This is a genomic window from Bacteroidota bacterium, assembly GCA_030017895.1.
Lineage (GTDB): Bacteria > Bacteroidota > Ignavibacteria > UBA10030 > BY39 > JASEGV01.
Map to the genome: position 1 here is coordinate 50279 of JASEGV010000007.1, position 14061 is coordinate 64339.

Consider the following 14061-nt stretch of genomic DNA (forward strand, 5'->3'; position numbering starts at 1 on the left):
GCGTTTCTATAATTTTATCCTCTTTAACCTTAACGAATTACTTACTACCGACACCGAACTCAACGCCATCGCTCCGGCTGCCAACATGGGGTCGAGGAATCCAGAAGCAGCTAATGGTATTAATATGATGTTGTAAATAAAAGCCCAAAACAGGTTTTGATATATAGTGGTTACAGTTTTCTTTGAAAGCTTTATTGCCTTAACAACTCCGTTCAAGTCACCCTTTATTAGTGTAATATCTCCCGCTTCGATTGCGATGTCGGTTCCGGTTCCCATAGCAATTCCGACATCGGCCTGTGCTAACGCTGGGGCGTCGTTTATTCCATCTCCAATCATCGTTACAAGTTTTCCATTTGTTTGAAGTTCTTTAATTTTATCGACCTTATCTTTAGGGAGCATTTTGGCATAGTATTGCTCTATTCCAGCAGATTTGCTCATAATTTCAGCAGAACGCTCGTTGTCGCCTGTGAGCAATATCGTTTTAAATCCTAAACTCTTTAATTCGCTTACAGCTTTCTTCGAATCGTGCTTGAGTATGTCGCTTAACGCAATTATGCCCACAAGGTTGGTATCAACTGAAACAAACACAACCATTTCTGTCTGATGATCTGCTATATCAAACGATGTTTGTTCAAAATTTAAACCTCTTTGCTTCATCAACTCTCTATTTCCTATGTAAATCAGTTTATTATCCATATAACCTTCTGAGCCAAATCCGGTAATAGATTTAAAATTTTCTACTCTGGATGGCTTAATGTTCTTATTATTCGAAAAATGAATAATTGCTTTGGCAATTGGATGTTCGGAAAGTAACTCTATTGAAGTAGCATATTGGAGCAGTTCTTCTTCTGTAAATGGACTTATAGGGATTACGCGTGTAACATTCAGCTTTCCTGTTGTAATTGTACCCGTTTTATCGAAAACTATTGTGTCAGTTTTACGAAGTCTTTCTAAAATTTCGGCATTTTTAATTAATATTCCTTTTTCAGCAGCCAAACCGGTTCCAACGATAATAGCAGTTGGTGTAGCCAACCCTAATGCACACGGGCAAGCCACAATCATAACAGAAACAAAATTAATTAATGCTGGTGTATATGACCCTATTGCAAAATACCAGACTATAAAAGTAATGCTCGCAATCCCGATTACGGTTGGAACAAAAACTGCTGCTATGCGGTCAACTAAATTTTGTATAGGTGCTTTAGAGCCTTGCGCATCAGTTACCAATTTTACAATTTGAGCTAGCATAGTGTCTTTGCCAATCTTCTTTGCTAGAAACTTGAAACTCCCTGTCATATTTATAGTTGCACCGATTACTTCATCATCTTTTTGTTTATCAACAGGGAGGCTTTCGCCGGTTATCATACTTTCATCAACGGACGAATTTCCTTCGCTTACTATTCCATCAACTGGTATTTTTTCGCCCGGACGCACAATTACCATTTCATCCAAGACTACATTTTCTATCGGAATTTGAATTTCTAACCCATTCCTTATTACCGATGCCATTTTGGGTTGTAGTCCAAGTAACTTTCGTATTGCTTCGGAGGTTTTACCCTTTGCACGAATCTCCAATAATTTGCCTAACAAAATTAATGTGATGATAACTGCAGATGTATCGTAATAAACATTTAACTCATGTCCTCTTGAAGTAAAGTAAGATGGAAAAAAAGTTATTGCTGAGCTATAAATAAAAGCAGTTGATGTACCTATTGCTATCAAAGTATTCATATCGGCTCTGAAATGTCTCAAGGTTGCCCAAAAACCCTTGAAGAAACGATCGCCAGCCCAAAATAGAACAGGGATCGTTAGAACGAAAAATATATAATTCCACGTTTGATTACTTAAAAAAGAAAAAGGAGTATGATCCAGCATCATCCACATACTGATAATAGTGATCGGTATTGTTAAAAGTAAGCTGAAAATAAAACGTATTCTAAGTTGAACGGAAATTTTACGATGCTCCTTTTCCTCAAACTCCCAGATATTTTCCTCAGGAACTTCGCTTAAATTGTAACCTATAGATTCGACTGCGTGTTTAAAATGGCTTGTGTTCACTTTGGATTCATCGAATTGAATTGAGGCTGTCTCGGTTGCAAGATTGACTGTGGCTGATGCAACACCTGGCAGTTTACTTAAAGTATCTTGTACTCTCGATACGCAACTGGCGCAGCTCATACCCAAAATTGGGAGCTGAATCTTTTTTAAGTTTTCTTTTTTGGTGGAAGAATTTAAATTTTGAGGGATTGAAATGTTGATAACCGGTTGCATATTCATTTGGATTGGCATTCCGGTAGGTTTGTTGGTCAGGTAGAAATCAGGATTATCATCGAATCGTTTTTTGCAGCCAACTGCACAGAAGTAGTAATCGTTATTTTTGTATTTGCTTTTTCCTGCTGCTTTATTGGGTTCAACTTCCATTCCACAAACCGGATCGATATATCGCATTTATCTTCCTCCTAATTAAAAACGCCAATGTCGGTTAAACGTTGGCGTAGTTTTTCGGTTAAGTTTTGGATTTCGTATTTCGAAATTATTTACCATCTTTGCAACAACCGGGTAATGCGTCGTATGTTTCACGGTTGCGCGGTATTTCATTTGCATCATAACCCGCATCAGAAATCGATTTTTCGAGTGCTGCAATTTCTAATTTTGCTTTATCGAATTTTACAGTAGTCGATTTCTCCTGCAGATTAACTTCAACGCTTTCAACACCATCAACAGCCGAAACAGCCTTCTCGATAGTAGTAACACACATCCCACACATAATTGAAGATGTGGTTATGGTTGCCGATTCGAGATTTAGTTCTGTTTGCTGTTCAGCTTGTTTCTGCCCGCAGCCAGCCAACAAGCTGATCAACAATACCGAAAGAACAATATATTGATACATTTATTAATTTCCTTAGCTCTTCTTTACTTCTTTTTTCTCGGTTTTATCTGGGCATTCGTGTTTGTTATCTTTCGTTTTTGAGCAATCATCATCGTGCTTCACACCTGTTTTCTGACAGCAGTCGTCGCCTTTGTCGCATTCTTTTTTGCTATCTTTGGCTTCCTTGCTTGTGCAATCCGCTTTGCCTTCGTGTTTTTGTGATGCGTCTTTTGATGAGCAATCCGATTTTTTCCCATCTACTTTAGCTTCTTTGCTCATACAATCTGAGCCGGCTTCATGTTTGTGTGTTGCATCTTTTAATGTGCAATCTGATTTTTTGGCTTCTGCTTTAGCTTCAGACTTTGCAGCTTTATCACTCGGGCAGCAGGATTTTTGTTTTTCTTTTGCTGCATCGGTTTTCTTGGTTTCGGTCTGTGCAAATAGTATAGAAATTGATACTAATACTACTACTAACAAGGCGAACAGATTACGTAATTTCATTTGTTACTCCTTTTGTTTTGTTGTTGTTTGAGTTATTTTATTATTTATATTATTTAGTTCTTTGTTATCGGTTTTTAGTTATAGTTAGAAGTTCATAGTTTTAGTTGATGGTTGGTGAAACTATTAAACTATAACCAAGAACCAGAAACTAATAACTATATTTGTCTGTCACGAAACAGCTATAAATTAATCTTTTCTTTGCTTAATTCCAATCAGAACACTCTGCCAATCATAAAAACCATCATAGTCAGCATAATCACACCACTAACTACAGCATACGTTCCTATATCGTGCATCCACATTCCACTCGATTTATGTGTAGTGTGAACACTTCGCTCGGCTTCAATTTCTATGGGCTTTTTTAGCACAATATCTTCTAATTCCGAAATAATGTAAGATATCTTTAAATCCTTTTTAGTCTTAACAAGGTAAGTAGTGGAATAATTCCCGTTTGAATCTTTATCGAGCTGAACCGCCTCAAAATGCCCATCGTGTCCAAATTCAGAAATCAACAAACGTACAGTGGCTGTTGATGGTATGCTGTCATTCAGCGAATAAATTTTTATCTGGAAAACGGATTCGGTGTTGTAAAACAGAGGCGGAAATTCGGCTGTAATTCTATAGTCGCTAATCTCCACTTCTTTTATTAATTTTTCAGTTGTTTCTGTATGATTGTTGTGTCCGGTCTTGTGCATCATTCCACCCATCATCATACAACCTGTAAATGAACTAACGAATAGAATGATTATAGTGAACAATATATATTTCATAAAGTACCTTTTATTAAAAATTTAAATAATTATTACGTCTGGGTTTATCTTAGTGGTGACCGTCGTGGCCACTTCCGGTATTGGTTGTATCCATTGTACGGAAATGGTAAACCATGTCATCCTTCATGGATGTACTTCCATGTCCACCCATCATGCCCATATCATCACCCATCCGATTTGCCATCATGCGCATCATTTCTCCACTCATATGAATCATGTACTCCATGTTCGAGTACATCATTGAATCGGGTTGTAAGGTGCATTGGGTGTTGTCTGCATTCCACCGGAATTTACCGGAACTACGATGCTGTTGCACGAGATGATTCATCTTCACCGAGTCCATCATTGCATAAACCATCATTCCATGTCCCATCGAATCGCTAATAGGGCAGAGAGAATCAGTCATAGCAAGCTCACTTATGAGATGAAGATTCTTCTCTACAACAGCTCGATCAACTGACTTGGCAAAGCTGAGTGTAATTCCAGCATCTATACGTACTCCTGCTGCACCGTCTTTGGGATCAATAGTGAAATTTACTGTCTGTGAATTACCCAACATTGAAGTAGAATCTTTAGAACAGCCGGTTATGCCAACTACCACAACCATTATTGTGAATAATATTTTCGCATTCATGTTTTTTCTTTCTTGTTGTTTATATGAAAACTGATTTATCGTTATTTTATTTTCTTTAAATTCGTTCCGCATTTCGAGCATTTACTCGGTTTATCCGACTTTTCTTCGGGGTGCATTGGACACACATACATTTCTGCATGGGTTTCAGATTTAGTCACTGCTTTAGGCATTGCCTTTTTCGTCAGTGCCATTCCGCACTTCGAACATTTGCCTTCTTTGTCAGATGTAATCTCGGGGTGCATTGGACAACTATACATCGAAATATTCTTAGTAGTTTCCTTTTTCATGCAATCAGAGTTGCCATCGTGTTTGTGTGTTGCATCTTTCGATGTGCAGTCAGAAGTCTTACCTTCTGATTTAGCCTTAGTCTTTGCAGCTTTGTCACTTGGGCAGCATGCTTTTTGTTTTTCTATAGCGGCATCGGTTTTCTTGGTTTCGGTTTGTGCGAATAGTATAGAAACTGATACTAATACTACTACTAACAGGGCGAACAGATTACGTATTTTCATTTGTTACTCCTTATTATTAATTTTTGTTGATTATGATATTTAATTAAATTCTTACGTTTACCTTAATGATGGCTATCATGTCCTGTTCCAACTTGGGTTGTGTCGATAGTAGTAAAGTGGAAGAACATATCACTTGCAGTCATTCCGGTTCCATGATTGCCCATCATATTCATATTGCCCATTTGTGATTCCATCATCTTTACCATCTCACTGCCCATATGTATCATGTATCGCATGTTCGGCATCATCATCGAATCAGGCTGCAAGATACATTGAGTGTTATTTCCATTCCATTGAAATTGACCGGAACTACGATGTTGTGACATCAGGTGATTCATTTTCATAGAATCCATCATTACATTATCCATCATTCCATGTCCCATTGAATCGCTGATTGGGCAGAGCGAATCAGCCATAGCAAACTGACTAATGAGATGTAGATTATTTTCGACAACTGCGCGATCAATAGATTTAGCAAAGCTGATTGTGATTCCTGCGTCTAATCGAACTCCTGCTGTTCCATCTTTGGGTTCAACAATGATATTTGCATTCTGCAAACTACCCATCATAGATGTAGAATCTTTAGAGCAGGCGCTGATTCCGACTGCAACAACGATTAAGGTGAATAATATTTTCGTGTTCATGTTTTCTTCTTTCTTATTGTTTAATAGAAATCGATTTATTGTTATTTAACTTTTTCTAATTTCATTCCACACTTGGAACAGTTGCCCGGCTTGTCAGATTTTTCGTCTGGGTGCATCGGGCAAGTATACATTTCTGCTTTCATTTCAGATTTCTTTTCGGCTTTCTTCAGTGAAGCTTTTTCCAAATTCATACCACACTTCGAGCATCTGCCGGATTTATCAGAAGTTATTTCAGGATGCATCGGACATGTGTAAACATCTTTTTGAATTTTTGGTTGTGTATCCATCTTAACTACCTTCTTTTCTAAATTCATTTTACACTTTAGACATTTACCGGGTTTATCAGAATGGACTTCAGGATGCATCGGGCAAGTATAAATAATATTTTCTTTATGAATTTGCTTCTGCACCTTCGCGGATTTCTTTTGTTGAGTTTTATCCTGAGCATTGTTCGATGTTCCTAATAGAAATATGCTAACCGCGAAAGTCGTCATATAAAATGTGAATCGTTTCATTGTGTTACTCCTTATGTTGTTATTTTTTGTTTTACATTTTCGTTGTTCTTAAAATGGTTTTATCATGATCATTATTATCATCATCGTTACCATTACAATGCCTCCAACGATAATCGGTGTTGATAATTTGAAACCGCCGCTCACAGCGGCGCTAGAATTCAGCGGTAGTGATTTAACAAAAACATCAAAAACGATCGGTTTTGGAAGTGTATTATTGTTTATAGTTTCGATCTCGAATATGATTCGATATTCACTCGGTTGATTCACCGAGAATTTGTAAACATATTTTTGATCTTTCAATATTCCAAAGAGTTGGGTAGAAATTGTATTGTTGTTACCGACATCTTTCAATGTCACTCGACCTTGAACTGGTAGGAGAGTTGAATCATTCAACAAATATGTTCCCAGATGGATTGATGATTCCTGTTGAACGATCTCTGATGAATATTCGGCAACAATTCTGTAATCATCTGCGATGATTTCTTTAACAATCTTTCCCTGTGCACTTCGATTATGATCTTCATTCTGCTGATCGGCAGGGCTGTGCGTCATCATACCCGGCATCATGCAGCCATTCAACAGCATCATGGAAGAAATTATTAATAGAATGGGTATGTATATCATTCTGTTTTGATTCAAATAGCTTTCCATAATTTTCTCTATACCTATCATAATTATTCCTTCACTACAAGCGTTCCTTCAATCATGTTCATTGGACATGCGAAAGTGAACGACCCGGAACTAGTTGGTGTGAATTCCAACGTTGTTACTTCAAATGGTGTAAGCAATTTCTTTACATCGAAATCTTTGATAGAAACTGTGGCTGTGCATCCTTCTTCTTGAAGATCGAAGTTGAGATTCAAGGGGATTCCCTTTTTTACAACGATTGTGTTAGGATGATAACCATCTTTTATTGTTATGTTTGCTTCCTGTATGCCATCATCATTGATGAACGCGTAACCCTTCGATGGAGTTACAACTTTATGCTCAGAATGTGTGTCGGTGCTCTTGGCGCTATGCTGATGCCCGCTTGAGCCCATAGAGCATTGAGCATAGGTGTTCGCATTTGCGACGAAGACAGCTATTACGATTATTGCGAGATAAAATTTGAATTGCTTCATTGTGTTACTCCTTATAATTAATAGTTGTGATTTAATGTTGATGTTCCGATTCGCCTGTGGAATCCTGATCGCCTTCATGCTCATGTTCCTCGTTCGGTTCATTATGCTGGTGCGAGTGCGCTTGCTGTTGTACAGCGCTTCCACCTACACCAAACTCGTAGACTAACTTACCACCTAAATGAGCACCATAGAGCATTGCAATTACAGCAAGTCCACCGATAGCCAAGTAAATCGATTGATGGAGATTCTTTGACGGTAACATTGTTTTTAAAATACTTCTCCAGATAAACAGTAAAATAAAAACTCCACCGACTATCAATCCGATAGTTTCATGAGTCTCCATGATTTCATGCGAAGCTTCATTGTGTGGAATCGCGTTGGCTGCAATTAAACCGGTAACAATCGTCATGATGATAGCGGCAGTCCCAAAAAGCTGTGCCCACCAGCCGGCATTCTTGAGAGATTCTTTTTTCAATAAGATTCCAAGTAAGTCCCAAATCAATCCGACCGAAAGAATTGCAATCGGAAAGTGTACAAAATACGGATGTATGTTTTGCATGTTATTTTTCCTTTATGTGATTATTCAGATTCAAATATTTTCAGTTTATCCTTCTTTCATCCAGCTTGCCATTTTTGAAGTCTCTAATTTTCCTTTCTTTAATGCACGTTCTTTCATGTAACTGAACAAAACCGGTGTTACAATTAAAACGTGAATTGTGGATGTAATTAATCCGCCGATCATCGGTGCGGCGATGGGACGCATAACATCCGAACCTACACCCGCACTCCACATTATCGGCAGTAGTGCAATTAAGCTCGTCCCGACTGTCATAATCTTCGGACGCAATCGCAGCACTGAACCTTCAATCGTCGATTCAGTAATGTCTAACATCGTGAGCGGACCACGCTTGCCAAGCTCAAAAGACCTGAAACGTTTATCGAGCGCTTCGTGGAGATATACAACCATTACAACACCTGTTTCAACTGCAAGTCCGTATAGCGCAATAAATCCAATCCATACGGCAACCGAAAAGTTGTATCCTAAAAAATAAATCAAATACACACCACCGATGAGTGCGAAAGGAACTGATAGCATTACTACAAATGCTTCTTTAAAATCCTTTGTAATAAAATAAAGCATTACAAATATAATGAAGAAAACCATCGGCATCAGTAACTGCAATCGTTCGCGCGCTCGGATTTGATTCTCCCACTGTCCGCTCCATTGGAGTGTATATCCAGCGGGTAGTTTGAGTTCTTTGTTCAAAACTTCTTTTGCTTCATTTACAAAACTTCCCATGTCGCGCCCCCGAACATTGAGATAAACGATTGAACGAAGTTGTGCGTTCTCGCTAGATATCATTGGCGGACCAGGTACTATCTCGATTTTTGCGAGTTGAGCAAGTGGAATGTAACCGCGAGAAGAAACGGAAGAAGGTTGAGAGATTTCGGATTTCGGATTTCGGATTTCGGATTGTTGCGCAGAATTACTCGTTGAACCCATAGAGCTGCTCGATTGTCCGTTGCTATTCGGTTTCGCAGACGACATTGAAGCCGCACTCGATTTCCCCATGCTTTTAGAATTAATCGGCACAAGAAGATCATTAAGCGCTTCGAGATTATTTCTCCAATCTCTTCCAAAACGCACGCGGATAGGGAAGCGCTGTCTTCCTTCAATCACCATTACGATATTCTCACCACCGATCGCAGTTTCGATTACATCTTGAACATCACCAACGTTTATTCCGTAACGAGCGACTGCCTCTCTATCAATATTTATGTCGAGGAAAAGTCCGCCTTGAACTCGCTCAGCGTACAAATCGGCAGCGCCGGGAATTTTACGCAAAACATTTTCGGTTCTGATTGCCAATTGCTCAAGCGTATCCAAATCTTTACCGAATATTTTTATACCAAGGTCAGTCCGCACGCCTGTTGAGAGCATATTGATACGATTAATGATGGGCTGAGTCCAGCCATTTCGTACACCTGGGATTTGAAGTTTTGAATCAAGTTCGGCAATTATATCATCCTTTGTAATTCCGGGTCGCCATTGGCTTTTCGGTTTCAGTATGATAATAGTTTCAATCATACTCACAGGTGCGTTGTCCGTTGATGTTTCAGCTTTACCTGCTTTACCAAGCACCGACTCTACCTCAGGGACAGATTTTATGATTGCATCTTGAACTTGCATAATTCTGTTTACTTCAGTTATCGAAGCGGAGGGGAGCGTAACCGGCATAAAGAGCAGACTCTGCTCGTCGAGGGGCGGCATGAATTCTGAGCCGATGTTCGTCATCATCGGTATTGTTATGAGAAGCGCGATGATGTTAAGTGCGATGGTTGTCTTGCGATATTTTAAAACCCAGCGAATTACGGGTGCATAGATTTTATTTAGAATTTTGCCGATAGGATGTTTTTCTTCACCTTTAAATTTACCGCGAGTTAGCATCGTCATCAACATCGGAACTAATGTAATTGCAATTATCGCTGAACCAATCATCACAAATGTTTTTGTGAACGCGAGAGGGCGGAAGAGTTTGCCCTCTTGACCTTCGAGTAGGAAAACAGGAAGGAAGGAAACAACCATAATTGCAACTGAAAAGAAAATTGCTGGTCCAACTTGTTTAGCCGACCGAATCGATATCTCGATGTAATCTTCTTTCGTCAAAGTTCCTTTTTCTTTTTGTGCTTCCGCCACGTGCCGGTACGCATTTTCAACAAGCACAATTGAAGCATCGACAATTACACCGATAGCAATCGCAATCCCTCCGAGCGACATTATGTTTGAAGTAATTCCGAAAGTCTTCATAAGTATGAATGCCATTAGCACTGCAATCGGGATTTCGATAATCACACGCAGCACACTTCTGAAGTGAAGCAAAAATAAAAATACAACTATACTGACTACAATTGCTTCTTCGAGAAGCGTACCTTTTAGATTATTTACTGCCGCCATGATGATATCGGTGCGGTCGTATGCGGGCTTGATCTCAACACCTTTTGGAAGCCCTGCAGAAATTTCCGTTATCTTAGCTTTGACTCGGTCAATTACATCTTTTGCGTTTTCACCGTAACGCATTACAACTATTCCGCCAACAACTTGCCCTTCTCCGTTTTTCTCGAGCGAGCCGCGACGAATATCGCCACCAAGCTGGACGACACCTAAATTTTTAATATAAACAGGCGTTCCACTTGAGCTTGTAGATACAACTATATTCTCAACATCTCTTATTGATTGGATGTAACCTTGTCCGCGGACAAAATATTCAGCATCCGAGATTTCCAAAATCTTTCCGCCAACGTCGTTGTTCGAGCGCATTACCGCATTCCGTATATCGGTTATGGATACGTTGTATGCTTTCATCTTATTTTGGTCAATGTCGATTTGATACTGTTTAACATATCCACCGATTGATGCGACTTCGGCAACACCCGCTACACCTTGAAGGTGTAATTTGATGTACCAATCTTGAACCGCTCGCAGTGTTCCTAAATCGCTCTTACCCTCTACGGTGTACCAGAATACGTGACCAACTCCGGTACCATCGGGACCAAGCTGAACTTTGGCACCTTGTGGCATCAATGGTTGAACAACGGAGAGTTTTTCCAATACTCGACTCCGCGCCCAGTACAAATCGGTTTTCTCTTCAAAGATTATGAAGATGAAAGACATTCCAAACATAGATTGAGCGCGAATTGCGTGGACTTCCGGAATACCTTGAAGGGCAGTGGTGAGTGGAAAGGTAATCTGGTCTTCGATCAATTGCGGTGAACGACCCATCCATTCAGTAAAAACAATCACCTGATTTTCTGATAAGTCGGGTATTGCATCTAATGGAGTATGAAAAACAGCCCATATACCCCAGCCGATAATTAGCAAGTAAGCGAGAATGACAATGAATTTATTTCTTGCACTGTAGTCTATTATTTTTTCTATCATGATAACTCCGTAGAACTTTGATTAGATTTCAGATTTGGGATTTCAGATTGTATACTAAAGATACGATGGTTCGTCTTCTTTGACGGAATATGGTTTTTCGTGTATGTTTAGCACTGTTTGCATAAATTTAAAAATCATCTTGCAAACTTCTTCATAACCTTCAATTAACTCTTTGAAGAGTTTCTCATCTTTCAATGATTTCGTATCATACAAGAACTGTAGATGTTCGATTGTTTCTTCGGCTGATGCATAAGCACGATTCAAGTAGAGAAGAAATTCATTTTTATACTTTCGTAATGAATATCCCTCAACGATGTTAGAAGAAACTGATTTTGCTGAACGGCGAATTTGGCTTCCCTCTTCATACATTTCAAATTTCGGCAAAGTCAGAGTCAATGCATGTACTTTAACAGCAAGTTCATGACTTCTCTTATATATTTCAAGTTTTCTATATCCTTCATCTGTCATAAAATAATTCTTTCAATTATTATTATCTATAATCTCAAATCTGTAATCTACAATCTATTTTACTACAATTTTTCCTTCAAGCATATCCATCCCACAGTGGAATCTGTATTCACCGGCTTGCTTCGGTGTAATTTCGATTGTGGTTGTTTTATGTGGTGTTAAATATTTCTTTATTTTAAAATCTGGAAATACAACTTCATCAGTACATTTGATTTCATCGTGCCGCTCAAAGTGAATGGTAAGCTTCTTACCTTTCGTTGCATGAATCGTTGAAGGCGAGTATCCACCGTCAACAATGATCGTTACTTCGTTCGATGGTTTAGTATTTTCATCGGTCGATGTTTTATTTTCTGTTGAAGTTCCATGCTGATGCCCACCGGTTGCTGCGGGTTGTTGAAGCTGGCTCTCAGAATCGAGTAAATAACCACCTGTTACAGCGACTATATCACTTATTTTAAGTCCGCTTAATATTTCAACACGGTCATCGGTTTGAATTCCAACAACAACATCTCGCGGCTCAAATCTATTTTCCTTCACTTCAATCCAAACAACATCCCTTTTTCCTGTAGAGATAATGGCTGAACTCGGAACGACAATCGTATTTTTTGATTGAGTTATTATCTGTGCTGTTACATACATTTGCGGTTTCAATCTTCCAGTGGGATTGTTAAATTCAGTCCGCACACGAACAGTACGGGTTTCATTATTTACGACCGGTTCAATAAAAGTTACTTTACCATCAAATCTTTCATTTGCATATGACTCAGTTATCAATTGAACTGCAGAGCCAATCTTTATGAACTGAATATCTTTCTCATACACGTCTAAATAGACCCATACTCTCGTAAGATCAGCAAGTTTGTAAAGTAACATACCTTCGTCAACATATTGACCTTCTTGGATTTCTTTAGAGATTACCGTGCCTGAAATGGGGGATGGGAAAGAAATAGCGTACAAAACCTTCTGATTCTTTTCGATTTCGAAAATCTGTGACTCGGATAAACCGAAATGAATTTGTAATCGGTCGCGAGAAGCCCGAAGTAATCCTTCTTGTTTATTTTTTGCAGCGAGAAGAAGTTCGTTCTGAGCCGAGATTAAATCAGGACTATAAAGCTCGAACAGTGGCTGACCTTTCTTAACAACCTCACCGGTATAGTTCGCATTCAGCTTCTCGAGTCTTCCTCTGAATCTTGCCGGTACAATTGCAAGATTCGGTTCTGCAAAATCCACAACGCCCACTGCGGTGACTTTCCGACTGATTGTTTGCTTTTTCACAGTTTCGGTTGCAACATTTGCAATAACCCGCTGAGTAGGGGATAGACTGACCGATTGTAACATAGCTAAATCTTCAGCCGAAGCGTCTTTCTGATTTGTCTTTTTGACAAGAGCCATTCCGCAAACAGGGCAAGCACCTGGCCTGTCTGATACAACCGATGGATGCATTGGGCATGTGTAGTAGCTTTTTTCTGCCGACTCTGCTTTGGTGACTGATTCGGTTTTAACTTCTTCTGCGTAAACTGGAGTTCGCTCCATCCCCATCGGAGATTTACCGGGATGGTCGCTTCTATCACCAGGAATCATAGAATCGGTCCAGTATAGGATTTTTCTTTCTGGTTTGGATGGAAATATTGTTGGATAGAGAAACCATCCCACTACTCCGAGGAGAACCAATGTTACAATGCTGATACTTAGTTTTTTCTTCATAATTTTACCTTTGTTATTCACTCAATACTGTTTGATATTTTACATTCGACTCCTCTGGAGTCGGTATTGTTCCTATAATTATATCTACAGACATTTGTCTCCTCTGGAGACAATTACTTGTTTTCTTTAGAAGAGTCCGTAGGACTCTAATGTATGTAGATCATTGTAAAATATTTTATTCCGCTCCAGAGGAGCGGTATGTTGATTTTTATTCAATGTTCAATTTTCCATTTATCCAATTATCCATTAGTTCATCGATTCATCGATTCGATGGTCAAATGATTCGATTGCGTCGAAGACGCATCCGCCTATGGCGGAGATTCAATTTATCTTACTGAAGTTACGCAGAATTGACTTTTTGTCATGTTGAGCGAAGCGAAACATCT

The 14061-nt window shown here is 39.1% G+C and carries 14 protein-coding genes; all 14 read right to left on the minus strand.

The genetic code is table 11. The features are described 5' to 3' along the window. Positions 1-6: 6 nt before the first annotated feature. Entirely contained in the window at positions 7-2448 is a 2442-nt protein-coding gene (locus QME58_02600; GenBank protein MDI6802722.1) for a heavy metal translocating P-type ATPase, read from the minus strand. An 85-nt stretch (positions 2449-2533) separates the two neighbouring features. Next, a complete protein-coding gene (locus QME58_02605) occupies positions 2534-2890 on the minus strand; it encodes a heavy metal-associated domain-containing protein (GenBank protein MDI6802723.1) in 357 nt (118 codons plus the stop codon). 12 nt (positions 2891-2902) lie between these two features. Beyond that, entirely contained in the window at positions 2903-3370 is a 468-nt protein-coding gene (locus QME58_02610; GenBank protein MDI6802724.1) for a hypothetical protein, read from the minus strand. A gap of 212 nt (positions 3371-3582) precedes the next feature. Beyond that, complete coding sequence (locus tag QME58_02615) at positions 3583-4140, minus strand: hypothetical protein (protein MDI6802725.1); 558 nt, start codon at positions 4138-4140, stop codon at positions 3583-3585. Between the two features lie 49 nt (positions 4141-4189). Continuing rightward, positions 4190-4855, minus strand: coding sequence for a hypothetical protein (locus QME58_02620; protein ID MDI6802726.1), 666 nt, complete (start codon positions 4853-4855; stop codon positions 4190-4192). After that, positions 4816-5283: a heavy metal-binding domain-containing protein gene (locus QME58_02625; GenBank protein ID MDI6802727.1), complete on the minus strand. Its 468-nt coding sequence runs from the start codon at positions 5281-5283 to the stop codon at positions 4816-4818. Before QME58_02625 ends, QME58_02620 begins: the two co-directional genes overlap by 40 nt. A gap of 62 nt (positions 5284-5345) precedes the next feature. Then, entirely contained in the window at positions 5346-5927 is a 582-nt protein-coding gene (locus QME58_02630; GenBank protein MDI6802728.1) for a hypothetical protein, read from the minus strand. Positions 5928-5968: 41 nt separating this feature from the next. Next, positions 5969-6442 carry a heavy metal-binding domain-containing protein gene (locus QME58_02635; GenBank protein ID MDI6802729.1) on the minus strand — a complete coding sequence of 158 codons (474 nt, stop codon included), beginning with the start codon at positions 6440-6442 and terminating at the stop codon, positions 5969-5971. Between the two features lie 48 nt (positions 6443-6490). Continuing rightward, entirely contained in the window at positions 6491-7114 is a 624-nt protein-coding gene (locus QME58_02640; protein ID MDI6802730.1) for a hypothetical protein, read from the minus strand. 2 nt (positions 7115-7116) lie between these two features. Next, on the minus strand, positions 7117-7563 hold the full coding sequence (locus QME58_02645; GenBank protein MDI6802731.1) for a cupredoxin domain-containing protein: 447 nt from the start codon (positions 7561-7563) through the stop codon (positions 7117-7119). Between the two features lie 31 nt (positions 7564-7594). Continuing rightward, a complete protein-coding gene (locus tag QME58_02650) occupies positions 7595-8122 on the minus strand; it encodes a DUF2231 domain-containing protein (GenBank protein MDI6802732.1) in 528 nt (175 codons plus the stop codon). 45 nt (positions 8123-8167) lie between these two features. Continuing rightward, positions 8168-11503, minus strand: coding sequence for a CusA/CzcA family heavy metal efflux RND transporter (locus QME58_02655; protein ID MDI6802733.1), 3336 nt, complete (start codon positions 11501-11503; stop codon positions 8168-8170). Between the two features lie 54 nt (positions 11504-11557). Next, a complete protein-coding gene (locus QME58_02660; GenBank protein MDI6802734.1) occupies positions 11558-11971 on the minus strand; it encodes a four helix bundle protein in 414 nt (137 codons plus the stop codon). Between the two features lie 54 nt (positions 11972-12025). Continuing rightward, on the minus strand, positions 12026-13675 hold the full coding sequence (locus QME58_02665; protein MDI6802735.1) for an efflux RND transporter periplasmic adaptor subunit: 1650 nt from the start codon (positions 13673-13675) through the stop codon (positions 12026-12028). Positions 13676-14061: the final 386 nt, after the last annotated feature.